Raw genomic sequence first — 20,738 nt, forward strand, 5'->3', positions numbered from 1 at the left:
ATCGGGGACGCCGAGCTGCGCGAGCGGGCGGTGGCGGGGCTGGCGCGGTTGTGCGCGGCCCGTGACGCGGTGGCCGCCGCCGCGGGTGACCCGGTGGGGTTGAAGGAGGCGCTGGCTGGGCTGGACGCGGAGTTCACCGCGGTCACCGGTGCCGCGCCGCGGCGGCGGGACGGGCAGATGTACGCCGGTCGCACGCTGTGTTACGAGGACACCACCCGGGACGTCGACGTCACCGTCGGCTCCTCCCTCCTCGACGACCTCGCACCACCTCTCGCGCTCATCCTGGCCACCGCCCACTGGCTCACCCACGCGATCAGCTCGGCCTGCCGGGACGTCCTGCGGGAGCTCCACGACGAGCTGCGGGACGGCTCCGACGCCCCGGTGCGCCTGGCCGACCTGTGGTATCTCGCCCAGGGGCTGCTGTTCACCGGCGGCGACAACCCGTTCCGCACGGTGGCCGACGACTTCGCCCGGCGGTGGGCCGAGCTGATCGGCGTGCCGGCCGGCCTCGGGAGCGGCGCGCGCGTCCAGCTCTCGGCCGCCGAGCTGGCCGAGCCGCTGGCGCGGCTGTTCCCCGCCGGGCGGCCCGGCTGGGCGGCGGCCCGGCTGCACAGCCCCGACCTGCAGATCTGCGCCCCCGACGTCGACGCCGTCAACCGCGGCGACTACCAGGCGGTCCTCGGTGAGCTGCACGCGGCCTGGCCGACGTTCGACTGCGACCTCTTCACCGTCTGGCACCCCGAGGTCGACCGGCTCCGGGACGAGCTGACCGCCGACCTCGGGCCGGACCGGGTCCGGCTGCTCCACCCCGACACCTGGCCCCGGCACACCGGGCGGGTCGCGCCGTCGCTGACCGGCACCACCGACCGGCTGCTGGGGTTCGCCGCGGCACCGGGCGCCGACCCGGAGCGGCTGCTGCCGGCCACCTCGGTCATCGTCTCCGACGACGACGGCACCCTGATCGCCACCGCCCCCGACGGACACCGGTGGCCGCTCATCGAGATGTTCGCCGGCATGCTCAACGGCCTCGCCGTCGACGCCTTCAAGCTCACCTCGCCCGCGCCGCACGTGCCCCGGATCACCATCGACCGGCTGGTCATCGCCCGCGAGACCTGGCGCACCACCGTCACCGAGACCGGACTGGCCGACATCACCAACGAACGCGAACGCTACCTGGCCACCCGCGCCTGGCGACAGCGCCTCAACCTGCCCGACCAGATCTTCGTCAAGATCGGCACCGAAGTGAAACCCTGCTACTTCGACCTCACCAGCCCCCACTACGTCGGCGTGCTGTGCACCATGCTCCGCACCGCCGGCCCCGAGGTCTCCGTCGTGATCAGCGAGGCCCTGCCCACCCCCGACCAGGCCTGGGTCCCCGACCACCAGGGCAACCGCTACTTCAGCGAACTGCGCCTGCAGATCACCGACCCCGTCACCGCGGGCGGTGGGCGATGAGCGACCGTCTGTCCCAGCCGGAGGCGGACCGCGTGGGGGCGGACCACCCGGAGACGGAGCACCTGGAAACGGACCACCTGGAGGCGGACCGCATGGAGGCCGATCAGACGCTCTCCTCGGAGCGGACCGTCTCTTCGGGGCGGACCGTCGCCGACCTCGTCGTGGCGCGGGCCCGCGCCGTGCCGGACGCGCTCGCGGTCGCCCAGTGGGACGAGGAGATCACCTACCGGGAGCTGGCCGGCCGCGCCGCCGCGCTCGCGGCCCGGCTCGGCGCGCTCGGCGTCGGGCCGGAGACCAGGGTCGGGATCTGCATGGAGCGGCGGCCCGCGCTGCTGGTCGCGATCTACGGCGTGCTGCTGGCCGGCGGCTGCTACGTGCCGCTGGACCCGGCCGGCCCCCGGCTGCGGCTGCGGGACATGGCCGTCGACGCCGGTCTGGAGGTCGTGGTGGCCGACCGGGCGGGCGCGGAGGCGGCCGGCGAGGCGGGCCTGCGGTGCGTCGCCGTACCCGGCCCGGCCGAGTCCGTCGACCTGGCCGCGGTGCCGGACTGCCCGGCCGCGCCGGACAACCTCGCCTACGTGCTGTACACCTCCGGCTCCACCGGCCGGCCCAAGGGCGTGCTCGTCACCCACCACAACCTGGCCGACTTCGTCCTCGGAACCATCGAGACCGTCGGGGCCGGACCGGACACCCGCGCGCTGGGCTTCTCCTCCCTCAGCTTCGACGCCTCCGCCCTCGACCTGTTCGTCCCGCTGATCGTGGGCGGGTCGGTGCACATCGCCGGCGACGCCGACCGCTCCGACCCGACCAGGCTGCAGCGGTTCGTCGCCGAGCACCGGATCACCTGGGGGTTCGTCACCCCCGCCGTGCTGGCCCTGCTCGACCCGGCCACGCTGCCCGACTGGCAGGTGGTGATGGCCGGCGGCGAGGCGGTGCCGGCCGAGCTGGTCAACCGGTGGCCGGGCCGCCGGTTCGTCAACGTCTACGGGCCCACCGAGGCGACGGTGTCGGCCGCCACCGCCGAGCTGGCCGCCCCGCAGGCCACGCCGGTGCCGATCGGCCACCCGACGCCCGGCCACCGCTGCTACGTCGTCGACGACCACTTCCGCCTGGTCGAGCCCGGCGCCGAGGGCGAGCTGCTGATCGGCGGCCCCGGCGTGACCCGCGGCTACCTGAACAGGCCCGCGCTGACCGCCGCGGCGTTCGTGCCCGACCCGTTCTCCGGCGAGGCGGGCGCGCGGCTCTACCGGACCGGGGACATGGCGCGCTACGCCGACGACGGACAGCTCGTCTACCTGGGCCGCCGCGACGGACAGGTCAAGATCCGCGGCCAGCGGATCGAGCTGGGCGAGATCGTCACCGTCCTGCAGGAGCACCCGGCGGTGGCGCAGGCGGCGGTGGAGGCGGTGCCGCGGCCCGGCGGCGGCCTGGAGCTGGTCGCCTTCCTCACGCCGGAGGACGCCCCGGCCGACGCCGGATACGCCGCCTCGCGGCTGACCGTGGCGATGCTGCCGGGACGCGTGCTGCGCCTGCCCGAGCTGCCGCTCAACTCCTCCGGCAAAGTGGACCGGTCCCGGCTGCGGGAGCTGGCCGCCGAGGAACGCCCGGCCGACGACTCGCCGGAAGGGGGGACGGCCACCGAACGGGCGCTCGCGGCGGTGTGGCGGCGCCTCGGCGTCGGCGCCGACTTCTTCGCCGGCGGAGGCGACTCGATCACCGCGATGCGGCTGGTCGCCGCCGCCCGCAGCGAGCTGGGCCTGGACGTGACGGTGGACGACGTGTTCGCCGGCCGCACCCTGCCGGAGATCGCCGCCCGGTTCGACGGGGCCGCCCGGCTGGCGGGGCCGGAGCTCACCCTCGGCCATCCGCCGACCCTGGCCCCGCCGCAGCGCCGTCTGTGGTTCCTGGACCAGCTCGCGCCCGAGGCCGCGCCGTACAACATCGCCCTGGCCGAGAGGCTGCGCGGCCCCCTGGAGGTGACGGCGCTGCGGACGGCGCTGCGGACCGTCGCCGAGCGGCACGACGTGCTGCGCTGGCGGATCCGGCAGCGGGCCGGCGTGCCGTACGCCGTCTGCGAGCCGCCCTCCGACGTGGACCTGACCGTGGTCGACCTGAGCGGGTACGGCCAGGCGCAGCGGGAGGCGCAGCTGCGCACCCGGCTGGCGGCCGGCGCGTCCGCGCCGTTCGACCTGGCGGGCGGCTCCCCCTGGCGGGCGTGGCTGTACGTGCTGGCCCCCGACGAGCACGTGCTGGCGCTGACCCTGCACCACGCGGTGTTCGACGGCTGGTCCCGGGACACGCTCTACACCGACCTGTCGGCCGCCTACACGGCCGCCGTCACCGGCCGGGCGGTGGACCTGCCGCCGCTGCGGGCCTCCTACGCCGACTACGCGGTCTGGCGGGCCGAGCGGGACAGCCGCACCGGCGAGGCGGACCTGGCCTGGTGGGCCGGGCACCTGAGCGGGGCGCCCACCGTGCTGGACCTGCCCCGCGACCGGCCCCGCCCGGCCGTGCAGACCTACCGGGGCGCCGAGGCCCGCGTGGCCCTGCCGCCCGGGACCGACGCCGCGGTCCGCGCGCTGGCCGCCGACCTCGGGGCGACCCCGGCGGGGGTGCTGCTGGCGGGGCTCGGCCGGCTGCTCCACCGGCTCACCGGCGCCGCCGACCACGTGGTCGGCGCGGTCGTCGCCGACCGGCGGGTGGCCGCCTTCGACGACCTGGTCGGGTTCTTCATCGACATGGTCCCGCTGCGGCTGCGGTCGGACGACCGCACCGACTTCGCCACCCACGTACGGCGCTGCACCCGCGAGCTGCTGGACGTCGCCGCGCACCCGGCCGCGCCGCTGGAGCGCGTGGTCGAGGAGCTCGACATCCGCCGGGACACCTCCCGCGCCCCGCTGGTGCAGGTCATGTTCAACGTGCTGAACCTGACCGAGCCCCGGCTGGAGCTGCCCGGCGTGCGCGGCGAGACGATCGAGGTCGACAAGCCGGGCTCGCCGTTCGACCTGACCGTGTACGTGGCGGAGCGGGACGGCGGATTCTCCGTCGAGGTCGTCTACAACCCCGACCTGTTCGACGCCGCCAGGATCGACGCGATGCTCGCCGACTACGTGAACGTGGTCGGCGCGCTGGCCGCCGACCCGGCCACCCCGATGGGCGCGGTCGCGCTGCCCGGCCGGGTCTCACCGGAGGCGGCGCCCGGCGCCATGCGGGTCGCCGACCCGGTGGCCGTGGCGCCGTCGGCGGGCCAGGGGACCGGGTCGACCGCCACCGAGGAGCTGATCGCCACGATCTGGCGTGAGGTTCTGGAGCGGGACGGCGTCGGCCCCGACGACAACTTCTTCGACATCGGCGGTCACTCGCTGGCGCTCGCCGCCGTGCACGCCCGCCTGTGCGTCCAGCTCGACCGTGAACTGCGGATGGTGGACCTGTTCCGCTACCCCAACATCCGATCCCTCGCCGCCTATCTCGACGCCGAAAGCCCGGCGGGCGGCTCCGCCGGGCACCCCCAGGCCGGCAATCCCGAACTCGCCCGCGCGGCCTCCCGGGCCGAGGCGCGGCGCAACCGCACGCGACGCCCACGACGCGTCCACAGCACCACCGGACAGGAGAACGACCATGACCAGTGACGTCACCGACGAGGGCGTCGAACCGATCGCCATCGTGGGGATGGCCGCCCGCGTGCCGGGCGCCTCCGACATCGACGAGTTCTGGCGGAACCTGGTCGACGGCGTGGAATCGATCACCACCTTCACCCGCGAGGAGCAGGTGGCCAGGGGCGTGTCCGAGGAGGACGTCGACGACCCGAGCTGGGTGTCGAAGGCGCCCTACGTCGAGGGGTACGACCAGTTCGACGCCGGCCTGTTCGGCCTCACCGCGCGCGAGGCGGAGATCCTCAACCCGCAGCACCGGCTGTTCCTGGAGACCTGCTACTCGGCGTTGAACGACGCCGGGACCGACCCGGCGCGCTACGACGGCGCCATCGGCGTCTACGCGGGCACCGGCGGCAACCAGTACCTGTGGGAGAACCTGGCCCGCAACAAGCGGGTGTGGGACACCCGGCACGGCATCGGGCTCGCCACCGCCAACTCGCCGAACTACGTGGCCACCACCGTGTCCTACCGGCTGGACCTGCGCGGGCCCAGCTTCACCATCCACACCGCCTGCTCCACGTCGCTGGTCGCGCTCCACCTGGCCTGCGAGGCGCTGCGCGGCGGCGAGTGCGACATGGCCCTGGCGGGCGGCGTCAACGTGGAGCACCCGCCCGCGACCGGATACATCGGCGTGGAGGGGTTCACCTCCCCCGACGGCCACTGCCGGCCGTTCGACGCCGACGCCAACGGCACCGTCTGGGGCAGCGGCGTCGGCGTCGCGGTGCTCAAGCGGCTTGAGGACGCCATCGCCGACGGCGACCACATCCACGCCGTGGTGCGGGGCAACGCGATCAACAACGACGGCGCGGGCAAGGTCGGTTTCTCCGCCCCCAGCGTCGACGGGCAGGCCGCCGCGGTCGCGCAGGCGGTCGGGCTCGCCGGGATCGACCCGCGCACGATCGGCTACGTCGAGGCGCACGGCACCGGCACCGCGCTGGGCGACCCGATCGAGGTGGCCGCCCTGACCTCGGTGTACACGCAGGCCACGGAGGACCGCGGCTGGTGCGGCATCGGCTCGGTGAAGTCCAACATCGGCCACCTCAGCCAGGCCGCGGGCATCATCAGCGTGATCAAGGCGGTGCTGGCGCTGAAGCACGGGCTGATCCCGCCGACGATCAACTACGAGCGGCCCAACCCGGCGATCGACTTCGCCGACACCCCGTTCTACGTGGCGTCCACGCTCAGCAAGTGGGAGACGGACGGCGGCCCCCGGCGCGCCGGGGTGAGCTCCTTCGGCATCGGCGGCACCAACGCGCACGTCGTGCTGGAGGAGGCGCCGCCCGTCGAGGCGGACCCGCTCCCCCCGCGGCCCGCGCACCTGCTGCAGGTCTCCGCCAAGACCGCCACCGCGCTGGACGCGGCGGTGGAGCGGCTGGCCGGGCACCTGGAGTCGCACGGGGACCTCGCGCTGGCCGACGTGGCCCACACGCTGCGGGTGGGCCGGCAGGAGTACTCCCACCGGGCCGCCGTGGTGGCCACCGACCGCGCCGACGCGGTCACCGCGCTGCGCGAGCGCAAGCGCCGCCGCAAGGGCGAGGCCGGCCCCACCCCGCCGGCCGTGGCCTTCCTGTTCTCCGGGCAGGGCGCGCAGTACGCGGGCATGGGCGCGGAGCTGTACCGGGCCGAACCGGTGTTCGCCGCCGCCGTCGACGAGTGCGCCGACCTGCTCACCGAGCACCTCGGTCTCGACCTGCGCGACCTGATGTTCGGCACCGCGCCCGACGCCGAGGAGACGCTCCGGCAGACGCGCTACACCCAGCCGGCGCTGTTCACCGTGGAGTACGCGCTGGCCCGGCTCTGGCGGAGCTGGGGAGTACGGCCGGCCGCGATGATCGGCCACTCCATCGGCGAATACGTCGCCGCGACCGTCGCCGGGGTGTTCACCCTGGCCGACGCGGTCCGCCTGGTCGCCGCCCGCGGCGCGCTGATGCAGTCGATGCCGGCGGGCGCGATGCTCGCCGTCCAGCGGGACGAGTCGGAGCTGGCCGGCCGGCTGCCGGACGGGGTGTCGGTGGCGACCGTCAACGGCCCCGGCACCTGCGTGGTGGCCGGCCCCACGGAGGCGATCGAGGCGTTCGCCGAGACGCTGAAGGCCGAGAAGGTGGGCTGCAAGGCCCTGCGCACCTCGCACGCCTTCCACTCGGCGATGATGGAGCCGATCCTCGCGGAGTTCACCGCGCTGGTCGCCTCGGTGCCGCGGCGGGCCCCGAGCCTGCCGTTCTGGTCCAACGTCACCGGCGAGCCCATCACCGCCGAGCAGGCGACGGACCCGGCCTACTGGGCCGGCCACCTGCGGCAGCCGGTCAGGTTCGGCGCCTGCGTCGCCGGGCTGTTCGCCGCGCACGGTGACACGCCGCCGATGCTGGTGGAGTGCGGGCCGGGCCGGCAGCTGGCCGGGCTGGCCAGGATGCAGCTGCCCAAGGGCGCGCCCGCGCCGCTGCCCAGCCTGCCCGGGCCCGGGGAGCGGACCGGCGACGCCGCCACCGTCTACGACGCGGCGGGCACGCTGTGGGCCGCCGGGGTGCCGCTGACCGCGGGCTCCGGGACGGCCCGCCGGGTGCCGCTGCCGGTCTACCCGTTCGAGCGCCGGCGCTACTGGATCGACGCCGACCCGGTCGACCAGACCGCCTCCGCCGCCCCGGCCCGGCGCCGCGGCCCGCTGCCGCTGGCCGACTGGTTCGCGGTGCCCACCTGGCGCCAGGCCGCCCCCGACCCCCGCCGGACCGAGCTCGGCGACTGCCTGGTGCTGGCCGACGGGCCCCGCGGGCAGGAGCTCGTCGCCGAGCTGCGCGCCCGGGGCGCCGCCGTGCGGGTGGCCGGTCCCGGCGACCACGAGACGCTGCTGGCCGGCGGTGTCCCGGCCAGGATCGTGCACGCGCTGGCGCTGGACGGCCTGCCGGCCGGCGGCGAGATCGCCGCCACCTGGCAGGCGCAGGAGCGCGGCTTCTTCGACCTGCTGAGCCTGGTCCAGGCCCTGGCCGGCGCGGGGGTGGCCGACGGGGTCCACCTTGACGTGGTGTCGTCGGGCACCTCGGACGCGCAGGGCGATCTGCCCCGCCCCGAGCACGCCACCCTCGCCGGCATCGCCAGGGTGGTCCCGCTGGAGCTGCCCGGCCTGACCGTCCGCCACATCGACGCCGACCCGGAGGCGGGCGCCGCGCAGACGGCCGACCTCGTCGCCGAGCTGCTGCGGCCCGCCGACGAGGCGGAGGTGGCGCTGCGCGCCGGCCGCCGCTGGGTCACCGACTACGCTCAGGTGCCCCTGGGCGAGGAGGTCTCCGAGGCCACGGTCGTCCGCGACGGGGGCCGGTACCTGATCACCGGCGGCATCGGCGGCATCGGCATCACCCTCGCCGAGGACTTCGCGCGGCGGGCCCGCGCGCGGCTGGCGCTGCTCAGCCGCAACGGCCTGCCGCCGCGTGAGGAGTGGGACACCCACCTGGCGGTGCACGGCGGCGCGGACCGCACGGGCCGCGCCATCCTCGCGATCCGTCGGATGGAGCAGGCGGGCGCCCAGGTGCTGGTGCTGGCCGCCGACGTCACCGACCCGGCCGGACTGAGCGCGGTGCGCGAGCGGATCGACGCCGAGTTCGGCGGGCTGGACGGCATCGTGCACGCCGCCGGCCTGCCCGGTGGCGGCATGGCCGAGGTGAAGGACCGCGCCACGGCCACCGCCGTACTGGCCCCCAAGATCGCCGGAACCCTCGCCCTGGCGCAGGTCTTCGGCGACCTCCCGCTCGACTGGGTGGCCCTGTGCTCCTCGGTGACCTCCGTGGTCGGCGGCTTCGGGCAGGTCGACTACTGCGCGGCCAACAACTTCCTCGACGCCTACGCCCGCAGCGCCCACGGCTGGCGCGCGCCGGTCGTCTCGCAGAACTGGGGCGGCTGGACCGAGGTCGGCATGGCCGTCGAGGTGTCGGCGCCCGAGGGGTTCCGCGCCGCCCGCGGCGGGGTCGCCGGGGCGGTGGACCACCCGGTCCTGTCCACCCGGGTGACCGGCCAGGACGGGGAGGCCGAGGCCCACGGGCTGGTCTCCGCCGCCACGCACTGGCTGCTCGACGAGCACCGCATCGGCCAGGTGCCGGTGGTCCCCGGCACCGGCCACCTGGAGTCGGTGCGGGCCGCGGTGGCCGCGTGCCTGCCCGCCCCGGACGCCGACCACGTCGTGGAGCTGCGGGACGTGGCGTTCCTGGAGCCGTTCTCCGTCCCCGACGGGGGCACCGCCCAGTACCGGGTGGAGCTGACCCCCTCGGCGGACGGCGTCGACTTCCAGGTGACGAGCCGTACGGCGGGCCGCTCCGCCACGCACGTGCGCGGCTCGGCCGGGTGGGTCCGCCCCGAGCCGGCCGCGGAGGCGGACGCCGGGTCGATCGTGGCCCGCTGCCGGCCGCGCCAGGCCGCGGGTGAGACCGCGGGCGAGGCCGGACGGACCAGCATGCTCACCTTCGGCCCCCGCTGGGAAGCGCTGGGCGAGCACCACGTGGGCCCGGACGAGGAGCTCGCCAGGATCGTCGCGCCCGAGGCCGCCCTGGCCGACCTGGAGCGCTGGGTGCTGCACCCGGCGCTGCTGGATGTGGCCACCGCCTTCGGCGAGGGACGCGGGGAGGGCAGCTACCTGCCGCTCTCCTACGGCCGGGTGCTGGTGCGCAGGCCGCTGCCCGCGCGGTTCTGGAGCCACCTGCGCTACGCCGACGGCGGTGACGACGTGGTCTCGGCGGACCTGACGCTGTTCGACGAGGACGGCCGGGTGCTGGTGGAGATCGGCGACTTCGTGCTGCGCCGGGTGGACCGCGACGCCGTCACCGGCGACCTGGCCGCCCCCGGCGGCCCGGCCGGATCGGCGCCCGCCGCGCCGGCCGGCGACGGGATCGCTCCCGTGGACGGCGCCGAGGCGTTCCGCCGGGTGCTGGCCGCGCGGCTCGGCCCCCAGGTCGTGATCAACCCGCTGCCGGTGGCCGAGCTCGCCGAACGGGCCAGGGCCCGGACCACCGACAGCATCGCCGGCGACGCCGGGGCCGAGGAGAGCTCCGGGCAGGCGGCGGAGGGCGACGACCACGCCCTGCCCCGCACCGAGCTGGAGGCGACCATCGCACGGGTGTGGAGCGACGGCCTCGGCGTGCCGCGGGTCGGCATCGATGACGACTTCTTCGCGCTGGGCGGCAACTCCCTGATCGCGGTGCAGCTCATCGCCTCCCTGCGCAAGGCCGTCGGCGTGAAGCTGCCGATGCGCAGCCTGTTCGAGTCACCGACCGTGGCCGAGCTCGCGGTCGTCGTCGAACGGCTCCGGGCCGCCGACGGCGAGGCCGAGCAGGCCCGTCCGGCCACCACCATCCCCAAGCTGGACCGTAAATGAACGAGGCAGGAACCATGACCGACGACCACTACCTGGTCGTGCGTAACGACGAGGAGCAGTACTCGATCTGGCCGGCGGGCCGCACACTCCCCGCCGGGTGGCACGAGACCGGCTTCAGTGGAGCCAAGCAGGACTGCTTGGACCACATCGAGACGGTGTGGACCGACATGCGCCCGCTCAGCCTGCGCCAGGGCGGGTGACACGGTGACCGCCAGGGAATGGGAGGCGCTCGCCTCGTTCGGCCAGGAGCGGATCTGGCTGGCCGACCAGATGGACCCCGGCTCGCCGGTGTTCAACCTGCCGTGCTCGTTCGAGATCTCGCACCCGCTGGAGGCCGACGAGGTCGTCGCGGCGCTGAGGGCCGTCACCGACCGGCACGAGGTGCTCCGCACGTCCTTCAGGATCGTCGACGGCGCCCTGCGCCAGGTGGTGCACGCCGAGGTCGACCTCGACGTGCAGGTGCACGACCTGCGGGCGCTCCCGGCCGAGGAGCGCCGGGCCCGAGCCCTCGATCACGCCCTGGCCGCGGCCAGGGCGGCGGTCCCCACCGACCGCGCCCCGCTGTGGCGGGCCGTCGCGGTCCGGACCGAGGACGCGCGCTGGGTGATCACCTTCGTGGTCCACCACGCCGTCTTCGACGCCACCTCGGCCGTCGTTCTCACCGGGGAGATGGCCGAGCTGGCCGCCGCCGCGGTGGCCGGCCGGCCGGCCGACCTGCCCGAGCTGCCCATCCAGTACGCCGACTACGCGGCCTGGCAGCGCGGCCAGCTCACCGGCCAGGCGCTGACCGAGCAGACGGACTACTGGCGCTCGCGGCTGGCGGGGCTGCCCGCCGTGCACACCCTCCCCACCGACCGGCCGCGGCCCGCCCGGCTCGGCTACGCCGGCGACGAGGTCCGCTTCACGATCCCGCAGGAGCTGCAGGAGCAGGTCACCGCGGTGGGACGCCGCTCGGCCGCGACGCCGTTCATGGTGTTCCTCACCGCGTACGTCGCGCTGCTGTCCCGGCTGTCGCGCGACGACGACACCGTGGTCGGCGTGACCATGAGCGGGCGGGAGCTGCCCGAGGTCGCCGGGCTGATCGGCATGTTCATCAACCAGATGGTGGTGCGGGCCGACACCTCGGGCGAGCCGACCTTCGCCGAGCTGCTCGGCCGGGTCCGCGTGACCCTGCTCGACGCCATGGAGAACGGCCAGATCCCGTTCCAGGCGGTGGTGGAGGCGATCGCGCCGCAGCGGGACCCGGGGGTGCAGCCGCTCTACCAGATCGGCTTCAACTACATCCCCGACTCCGGCATCGAGCCGATCCCCTACACCACCTCCAAGGACGACCTGGCCTTCGACCTGACCACCGGCACCAGCCGGCTGCTGTACCGCACCGACCTGTTCGACCGGGGCACCGCGGAGACGTTCGTCGAGCGCTACCTGCGCGTCCTGGCCGCCGGTACGGCCGACCCGGAGATCCGGGTCGGCGACCTGCCGCTGCTGGACGAGGCCGAGCGCGCGGCGCTGCTGGAGCCGGGCCCGCAGGAGCCGGCGCGCGAGCACGCCACGGTGCCCCGGATGGTGCGGGCACAGGCCGCGCGGACCCCGGACGCGACCGCCCTGATCGTCGGTGATCGGCGGCTGACCTACGCGGAGCTGGACGGAGCCGCCGACCGGGTGGCGGAGCGGCTGCGCCGGTCGGGCGTCGGCCCCGAGTCGCTGGTCGCGGTGTACGCCGGGCCGTGCCTGGAACTGCTGCCCGCCCTGCTGGGGGTATGGAAGGCCGGAGCGGGTTACGTGCCGGTGGACCCCGGCTACCCGGCCGACCGGGTGGCGTACATGCTCGCCGACTCCGCCGCCGCGGTGGTGCTCACCCAGCGGCACCTGGCCGGCGACCTGCCGGCCGGCGGAGCGACCGTGCTCGCCGTCGACGACCCCGACGAGTGGGCCGGGCGGCCCGCGACCGGCTCCGCGGAGCCGGCGGCCGGGCCGGAGAACGCCGAGCAGGCGGCCGGGCCGGAGAACATCGCCTACGTCATCTACACCTCGGGCTCGACCGGCACCCCCAAGGGGGTCGTGGTCGAGCACGGCTCGGTGGCCGCCTACCTGGCGTGGGCCGGCGCCGCCTACCCCGGCCTGGCCGGGCAGGCGCTGCTGCACTCGCCGATCTCCTTCGACCTGACGGTGACCGCCCTGTTCGGGCCGCTGACCGTCGGGGGAGCGGTGCGTCTGGCCGCCCTCGACGACGGCCTCGCGGCCGGTGAGCGGCCGACGTTCCTCAAGGCCACCCCCAGCCACCTGGCGCTGCTGGCGGCGCTGCCCGACCAGGCGGCCCCCAGCGCCGACCTGGTGCTGGGCGGCGAGGCGCTGCCCGCCGACGCCGTCACCGCCTGGCGGGAGCGGCACCCCGGCGTCACCGTCATCAATGAGTACGGTCCCACCGAGGCCACCGTCGGCTGCGTCGCGGCCCACGTGGCACCGGGTGAGGCGATCCCCGTCGACCAGGCGGGCTCGGTCGGGATCGGCCGCCCGGCCCCCGGCAACGCCGCCTATGTGCTGGACGCCGGGCTGCGGCCGGCCCCCACCGGTGTCGTCGGCGAGCTCTACGTCGCCGGCCCCCAGGTCACCCGGGGCTACCTCAACCGGCCCGGCGCCACCGCCGCCGCCTACGTGCCGTGCCCCTACGGGCCGCCCGGCCGGCGGATGTACCGCACCGGCGACCTGGCGCGCCGGCGGGCCGACGGGACCCTGGAGTTCGTCGGCCGGGCCGACGACCAGATCAAGCTCCACGGCTACCGCATCGAACCCGGCGAGATCGAGACGGCGCTGCGCGCGCAGCCCGGCGTCCGCGACGCCGCCGTCAGCGTCCGCGAGGACACCGCCGACGGCCGGCGGCTCGTCGCCTATCTGGTCGGCGATGCGGACCTCACGGCGGTCGGCGACGCGCTCGCCGCCACCCTGCCGGCCCACATGGTCCCCTCCGGCTACGTCAGCCTCGACGCCCTGCCCCTGACGGCCAACGGCAAGCTCGACCACGCCGCGCTCCCCGCCCCGGTGACGGCGCCGGACCGCCGGTACATCGCGCCCCGCACCGCCGCGGAGGAGCTGGTGGCGGAGGTCTTCGCCGAGCTGCTGGGGGTGGAGAAGATCGGCGCCGAGGACGACTTCTTCGAGCTCGGCGGCAACTCCCTGCTGGCGATCCGGGCCATCGCCAGGATCCGCGGCCAGATCGAGGTCGACATCCCGGTCCGCGGACTGTTCTCCTACGCCACCGTCGCCGACCTCGCGGCCGAGATCGAACGGCGGCTCACCGAAGACCTCGACCAGCTCAGCGATGAGGATGTCGAGCGGCTACTCACAGCGGAAGGTGACGGCCGGGTATGACGACCACCCCAGAAACCCCCCCACAGCCCCCATTACCGGCACCCGCGGCGGCCTCCTCCGCCGCGGCCCGCCGGGCGCTGCTGGAGCAGCGGCTGCGCCGGCGCGCCGCCACCACCGTGGCGCCGCGCCCCGAGGGCACCGCCCCGCCCCTGTCCTACCAGCAGGAGCGGGTCTGGTTCATGGAGCAGTTCGCGCCGGGCACGAGCCAGTACAACATCCCGGTCCCGATGCGCCTCACCGGCGAGCTCGACCGCGAGGTGCTGGAGCGGGCCCTGCAGACGCTCCCGGTCCGGCACGAGGCGCTGCGCATGCGTTTCCCGGCCGACTCCGACGGCCGGCCCACCGTCCATGTCGAGCCCTCCGTCGCGGTGCCGCTGCGGTATGTGACGGCGGACGACGAGGCCGCGGCCCAGGTGCTGATCGACGAGGCGGCCACCGAGCCGTTCGACCTGGCCGACGGGCCCCTGCTCCGCGCCCTGCTGATCAGGCTGGCCGACGACGACCACCGGCTGCTGGTCACCACCCACCACATCGTCGGCGACGGGTGGTCGGTGGACCTGCTGCTGCGCGACCTCGCCGCGGCCTACCACGCCCAGCGCGCCGACACGCCGGTCACGCTCCCCGCCCTGCCGATCGCCTACGGCGACTTCGCGCACTGGCAGCGGCAGACCCAGACCGGCCCCGAGCTGGACCGCCAGCTCCAGTTCTGGAGCGACCGGCTCGCCGGCGTGCCGGCCCTGGAGCTGCCCGCCGACCGGCCGCGGCCCGCCACCCAGGTCTTCGACGGCGACTGGCACATCGTCGACGTCGACGCCGAGCTCACCGGAGCGGTCAACCGGCTCTCCAGGGAGCGCGGCGCCACCCTGTTCATGACGCTGCTGGCCGCCTACCAGGTGCTGCTGGCGCGGCACTCCGGCCAGGACGACTTCGCGGTCGGCTCCTCCTCGGCCGGCCGGTCGCTGGCGGAGCTGGAGAACGTGGTCGGCATGTTCGTCAACATGCTGCCGATGCGCGCGCGGCTCGGCGACGACCCCACCTTCGACGAGCTGCTCGAACGCACCCGCGTCAGCGTGCTCGACGCCTTCGACCACGCCGAGGTGCCCTTCGAGCAGCTCGTCAACGCGCTCGGCGTGCCCCGCGACGTCAGCCGCTCGCCGGTGTTCCAGGCGATGTTCGCCCTGCAGAACTACCAGATGGGCAGGATCTCGGAGGCGGGCAGCTCGGACCTGCGCATCGCGTGGCTGCCGATGGACCTGCGGGCCACCCGCTTCGACATCGAGCTGCACGTCATCGAGGTGCCGGACGGGCTGATCGTCAAGTTCGTCTACAACACGGCGCTGTTCGACGAGGCGACCGTGGCGAGGATGGCGACCCGCTTCGTCACCCTCCTGCGGTCGGTCGTCGCCGCCCCCGCCACCCCCGTCTCCGAGCTGCCGATCCTGGACGCCGAGGAGCAGACGCTCCTGGTGGACGTGTGGAACGACACCGGTGCCGCGCTCGACGAGGCGGCGACCCTGCACGGCCTGATCGAGGACCAGGTCACCCGTACCCCCGACGCGGTCGCGGTGACTTTCGAGGGCCGTCACCTGACCTACGCCGAGCTGAACAAGCGGGCCAACCAGGTGGCGCACCGGCTGCGCGACCTGGGAGTGGGGCCGGAGACACTGGTCGGCGTCTACGCCGAACGCTCGGCCGAGCTGGTGGTGGCGCTGCTGGGCGTGCTCAAGGCGGGAGCGGCCTACCTGCCGCTCGACCCGGAGTACCCGGCGGACCGGCTGGCGTTCATGATCGACGACGCCGACGCCCCCGTGGTGCTGATCCAGGGACACCTGCGGGAGAGCGCCCCGGCCACCGACGCGACCATCCTGGACCTGGACGACCCCGCGGAGTGGGCCGGCCGGCCCGGCGACGACCCGCGGCCACCGGTCACCTCCGGCAACGCCGCCTACGTCATCTACACCTCGGGATCCACCGGCAAGCCCAAGGGCGTGCCCAACACCCACCGCGGCATCGTCAACCGGCTGCAGTGGATGCAGCGGACCTACCGGCTGGGCGGCGACGACGTCGTGCTGCAGAAGACCCCGGCCGGCTTCGACGTGTCGGTGTGGGAGTTCTTCTGGCCGCTGCTCACCGGGGCCCGGCTGGTGCTGGCCAAGCCCGGCGGGCACAAGGACGCGGCCTACCTGCGCGACCTGCTGATCAGCGAGAACGTGACCACCGCCCACTTCGTCCCCTCGATGCTGGCGGTGTTCCTCGCCGACGACGAGAGGGCCGCGGCGGACTGCACGGCACTGCGCCGGGTGATCTGCAGCGGCGAGGAGCTGCCCGTGGCCACGGCGGCCACGTTCACGACGGTGCTCCCGGACTGCGAGCTGCACAACCTGTACGGCCCCACCGAGGCCGCCATCGACGTCACCTCCTGGCACTGCCGCCCCGAGGCCGTCGCCGAGGCGGTCACCCTGCCGATCGGCGCCCCGATCGCGAACATGCGGCTCTACGTCCTCGACGGGCACGGCAACCCCGCCCCGGTCGGCGTGCCGGGCGAGCTGCACATCGGCGGCGTCGGGGTGGCCAGGGGCTACCACCGCCGCCCGGCGCTGACCGCCGAGCGGTTCGTCCCCGACCCGTTCGGCACCGACCTGGGCGCCAGGCTCTACCGCACCGGCGACCTGGCGCGCTGGCGCCGCGACGGGAACCTGGAGTTCCTCGGCCGCATCGACCACCAGGTGAAGCTGCGCGGCCTGCGCATCGAGCTCGGCGAGATCGAGACGGCGCTGCGGGAGCGCGAGGACGTCGCCGACGCCGTGGTGGTGGTCCGCGAGGACAGCCCGGGGGACAAGCGGCTGGTCGCCTACCTGACGACCCCCGGCGGGTCCGACGTCGACGTCGCCGAGCTGCGGGCCGCGCTGAAGCAGGGCCTGCCCGACTACATGGTGCCGACGGCGTTCGTCACCCTGGAGACGCTGCCGCTGTCGCCCAACGGCAAGCTGGACCGCAAGGCGCTGCCCGCCCCGCAGGCGACGCGGGACGCCGCCGCCGAGCTGGTCGAGCCGGAGACCGCCACGGAGCGGATGCTGGCCGAGATCTGGACCGAGGTCCTCGGCGTGGAGCAGCTCGGCGTCCACGACGACTTCTTCGACTCCGGCGGTCACTCCCTGCTCGCCACGCAGGTGGTGGCCCGCATCCGCAAGGCGTCGGACGGGTCGGGACGTCCGGTCGGCGTGATGGACCTGTTCCAGAACCGCACCATCCGCGAGCTGGCCGTCTTCATCGACGCCGGCGCCGACGCGGCGACCGGGCCGCAGCCGCTGCTGTACGAGCTGACCCCGAAGACCGGCAAGCGCACCCTGTCCTACGTCTGCGTGCCGTACGGCGGCGGCAGCGCGATCGTCTACCAGCCGCTGGCCGACGCCCTGCCCGCCGGGCACGCGCTGTACTCGGTGGCCATCCCCGGCCACGACGTGGGCCTGACGGAGGAGGGGCTCCCCTTCCACGAGCTGGTGGACCGGATCGTGGCGGAGGTCCGGGAACGGGTCGACGGCCCGCTGGTCCTCTACGGGCACTGCGGCGTCGGCAGCGCCATCGCGGTCGGCGTGGCCCGGAAGCTGACCGAGGCCGGCCGGGACGTGGACGCGGTCTACATCGGCGCGATGTTCCCCTTCGCCAGGATCAAGGGCGTCGTCGGCGCGCTGCGGACCCGGCTGGAGAAGCTGCGCAGCAACCGCGAGTACGCCAACTGGCTGAAGGGGATGGGCGTCGACACCGACGAGCTCGACCCGGAGCAGGCAGACCGGATCATCGGCAACATGCGGGCCGACTCCCGGGCGGCCGAGGAGTACTTCACCGAGCTGCTCGACCGGCACCCGGAGCCGATGCCCGCCCCGATCATCTCGGTGGTCGGTTCCGAGGACCCCGTCACCGACTACCACAGCGAGCGGTACCGGGAGTGGGAGTTCCTCACCGAGACCACCGGGCTGGTGGTCCTCGACCAGGCCGGGCACTTCTTCCTCAAGCACCGGGCCGAGGAGCTGGCCGAGATCGTCACGGCCATCCACCCGGCGATGGCCCAGCGCGAGACCGCCGAGTACGGCGTCGACGCGCGGGGCGCGGACGCCGGGTGGGCGCTGCACGACACGCACTACCCGGCCGAGCCCGGCCAGGACGCGGGCCCGCCCGCCGTCCAGCCGAGCAGCCGCAGGTTCCTCAGCGTCGCGATCGGCCAGCTGGTGTCGGCGACCGGGTCGGCGCTGACCGGCTTCGCCATACCGGTGTGGCTGTTCGACCGGACGGGATCGGTGGCCGACCTCGGCCTGCTGTGGGCGCTGACGCTGCTGTGCGGGGTGGCGATGCTGCCCATCGCCGGACCGCTCATCGACCGGTTCGACCGGCGGCGCGTCATGATCGCCGCCAGTGGCATCGCCGGCGCGGTCCAGCTCACCATCGCGCTGCTGCTGTGGTCCGACCGGCTGGAGCTGTGGGTCATCTACCTGCTGCTGCCGCTCAACTCGATGGCCGGCACCTACCAGCGGCTGGCCTTCCAGACCGCGGTCCCGCAGCTGGTGCCCAAACGCTATCTGGGGCACGCGGTGGGCCTGACCCAGCTCACCAACGGGTTCGCGATGCTGTTCGCCCCCCTGCTGGGCGCCGGGCTGTACGTCGCGATCGGCCTGCCCGGCATCATCGCCCTCGACATGGTGAGCTACCTGTTCGCCCTCGCGGTGCTGCTGGTCGTCCGCTTCCCCGACACGCTCGGCTTCCGCCGCAAGGAGCCGCTCGTCACCGCGATCGCCGAGGGGCTGCGCTTCTCCTGGAACCTCCGCGGGTTCCGGGCCATGGTGATCTACTTCGCCGTCGCCAATGTCTTCCTGGGGCCCGCCCTGGTGCTGACCGTCCCGCTGACGCTCTCCTTCGGCACGGTCGACCAGGTCGCCCAGGTGGCGGTGGCCGAGGCGCTGGGCGCGGTGGCCGGCGGCGTGGTGATGGCGCTGTGGGGCGGTCCCCGCAAGCGCCGGATGGTCGGCGTGTTCCTGGGCAACCTGGGGATGGCCGTCGGCTGCCTGGTGATGGGCCTGCGGCCGTCCCTGGTGGTGGTCGTGTCGGGCGTCTTCCTCATGGCGATGGCGATGACGGTCTCCCAGGGCATCTACGTGACGCTGGTCCAGGTCAAGGTGCCGCAGCGCTTCCACGGCCGGGTGCTCGCGCTCAACCAGGCCATCTCGTGGTCCACCCTGCCGCTCGGCTTCGCTGTACTGGCGCCCGTGGCCACCTCCCTGTTCAACCCCCTGCTGCTGCCGGACGGCGCCCTCGCCGGCTCGGTCGGCGCGATCATCGGCACCGGGGACGGGCGAGGCGTGGGCCTCACCTACGTCGTCTTCGCCCTGATGATGGCCGCGGTCACCGTCTGCGCGTCCACCATCCGGCTGCTGCGGCGCTTCGACACCGAGGTGCCCGACTCGCTCCCCGACGACCTCATCGGCATGCAGGAACGGCAACGTCGCCTGAAAGGAACCACCGCATCATGACGGGTGTCATTCCCACCGACCTGGCCCAGCTCGGCCCGGTCACCGGACGGCTGGACGGCAACGACCACACCACCATCGTGGTCTACGCTCTCGGGCCGGACATGACCGATCACCTCGACTGGGTGACGGCCCACCGTGACCGGCTCCGGGCCGGCCTGGCCGAGCACGGCGCGGTGCTGCTGCGCGACCTGCCGGCCGACCTCGGGCTGTTCGACCAGATCGTCAGGGCCGTCGGCGGCGAGCCGCTGCGCTACACCGAACGCTCCACCCCGCGCACGTCCGTCACCGAGTCGATCTACACCTCCACCGAGTATCCGGCCGACCAGCCGCTGCCGATGCACAACGAGAACTCCTACTCCGATACCTGGCCGGGGCACCTGTTCTTCTACTGCGACACCGCCGCGGCCACCGGCGGGGCCACCCCGATCGCCGACAGCCGCGCGGTGTTCCGGCTGATCCCCGAAGAGGTGCGGGACAGGTTCGCCGACGGCGTCGTGTACGCCAGGGCGTTCCGGGAGGGGCTCGGCCTCTCCTGGCAGGAGTCGTTCCAGACCGACGACCCGGCGGCGGTCGAGGAGTACTGCGCGCGGCACGGGCAGACGTTCGAGTGGGTCGAGGACGGCCTGCGCACCAGGCACCACCGGCCCTCCCACCAGATCGAGCCGGGCACCGGGGAGCGGGTCTGGTTCAACCAGGCGAACCTGTTCCATGTGACCAGCCTGGACGAGGAGGTCCGTGAGGCCCTGCTGTCGCTCTACGACGAGGCCGACCTGCCGCGCAACGCCTACTTGGCCGACGGCAGCCCGATCGACCCGGCCGACCTCGACGCCGTCAAGGCCGCCTACGACGAGGTCTCCTTCGGCTTCCCCTGGCGCCAGGGCGACCTGATGATCATCAACAACATGCTGTGCGCGCACGGCCGGGAGCCGTTCACCGGCGCCCGCCGGATCCTGGTCGCCATGACGGCCTGACCACCGATCCCACCACCAGGAACGGGCTGAGGGCCTGACCGCCGAGGACGGCGGTCAGGCCCTCAGTCGTGCCGGCCCCGCCGGATTCCGGCGATCGCCGTGCGATGACCTCCGCCGGGCCGCGGCGATCTCCTCGCCCGTCCGGCGGACCGCCGGTGAGGTGCCGGTGCGGTCCTTATATGAATGAGATGACCGGCATTTCCGGCATTCCGAAGAGTCCGCGTGGAATGGCCGTGCCGGCATGCCTTGAGCAGGGGAGCCTCCGGTGCCTTTTACGGCCACCGGAGGCTCCCTTTCATTCCTGCCGAGGTTTACGTTACCTGATCGCGGGGCCGCGTTTCCCGGTTATCGGAATTACGGATGGTGTTCTCCGGCAGGGGAGGGGGACGGCCGTCGTGGGGCCCGTGGGCGGCCG

7 protein-coding genes are annotated in these 20,738 nt (G+C 74.3%); all 7 read left to right on the forward strand.

Annotated features, from left to right (window positions below):
- Positions 1-30 precede the first annotated feature (30 nt).
- The 7 genes from J2S55_RS18950 to J2S55_RS18980 are packed head-to-tail and all read left to right on the forward strand — an operon-like array spanning position 31 to position 20,323.
- Positions 31-1,455, forward strand: coding sequence for a lantibiotic dehydratase (locus tag J2S55_RS18950; protein WP_306862562.1), 1,425 nt, complete (start codon positions 31-33; stop codon positions 1,453-1,455).
- Positions 1,452-5,084: a non-ribosomal peptide synthetase gene (locus tag J2S55_RS18955; RefSeq protein ID WP_306862565.1), complete on the forward strand. Its 3,633-nt coding sequence runs from the start codon at positions 1,452-1,454 to the stop codon at positions 5,082-5,084. Before J2S55_RS18950 ends, J2S55_RS18955 begins: the two co-directional genes overlap by 4 nt.
- Entirely contained in the window at positions 5,074-10,461 is a 5,388-nt protein-coding gene (locus J2S55_RS18960) for a type I polyketide synthase (protein ID WP_306862568.1), read from the forward strand. Before J2S55_RS18955 ends, J2S55_RS18960 begins: the two co-directional genes overlap by 11 nt.
- Positions 10,458-10,661: an MbtH family protein gene (locus J2S55_RS18965; RefSeq protein ID WP_306862569.1), complete on the forward strand. Its 204-nt coding sequence runs from the start codon at positions 10,458-10,460 to the stop codon at positions 10,659-10,661. Before J2S55_RS18960 ends, J2S55_RS18965 begins: the two co-directional genes overlap by 4 nt.
- 4 nt (positions 10,662-10,665) lie before the next feature.
- Positions 10,666-13,830, forward strand: coding sequence for a non-ribosomal peptide synthetase (locus J2S55_RS18970; protein WP_306862572.1), 3,165 nt, complete (start codon positions 10,666-10,668; stop codon positions 13,828-13,830).
- On the forward strand, positions 13,827-19,352 hold the full coding sequence (locus J2S55_RS18975) for a non-ribosomal peptide synthetase/MFS transporter (RefSeq protein WP_306862573.1): 5,526 nt from the start codon (positions 13,827-13,829) through the stop codon (positions 19,350-19,352). The genes J2S55_RS18970 and J2S55_RS18975 overlap by 4 nt, the downstream gene beginning before the upstream one ends.
- Entirely contained in the window at positions 19,349-20,323 is a 975-nt protein-coding gene (locus J2S55_RS18980) for a TauD/TfdA family dioxygenase (RefSeq protein ID WP_306862576.1), read from the forward strand. The genes J2S55_RS18975 and J2S55_RS18980 overlap by 4 nt, the downstream gene beginning before the upstream one ends.
- The last annotated feature ends 415 nt before the right edge of the window (positions 20,324-20,738 follow it).

The sequence above is a fragment of the Streptosporangium brasiliense genome (assembly GCF_030811595.1).
GTDB classification, from domain to species: domain Bacteria; phylum Actinomycetota; class Actinomycetes; order Streptosporangiales; family Streptosporangiaceae; genus Streptosporangium; species Streptosporangium brasiliense.

What these genes read in the sequence shown, in the direction of transcription:
- J2S55_RS18980 (WP_306862576.1), top strand. Translation starts at nt 19,349, where the DNA reads ATGACGGGTGTCATTCCCACCGACCTGGCCCAGCTCGGCCCGGTCACC.
- J2S55_RS18960 (WP_306862568.1), top strand. Translation starts at nt 5,074, where the DNA reads ATGACCAGTGACGTCACCGACGAGGGCGTCGAACCGATCGCCATCGTG.
- J2S55_RS18975 (WP_306862573.1), top strand. Translation starts at nt 13,827, where the DNA reads ATGACGACCACCCCAGAAACCCCCCCACAGCCCCCATTACCGGCACCC.
- J2S55_RS18955 (WP_306862565.1), top strand. Translation starts at nt 1,452, where the DNA reads ATGAGCGACCGTCTGTCCCAGCCGGAGGCGGACCGCGTGGGGGCGGAC.
- J2S55_RS18965 (WP_306862569.1), top strand. Translation starts at nt 10,458, where the DNA reads ATGAACGAGGCAGGAACCATGACCGACGACCACTACCTGGTCGTGCGT.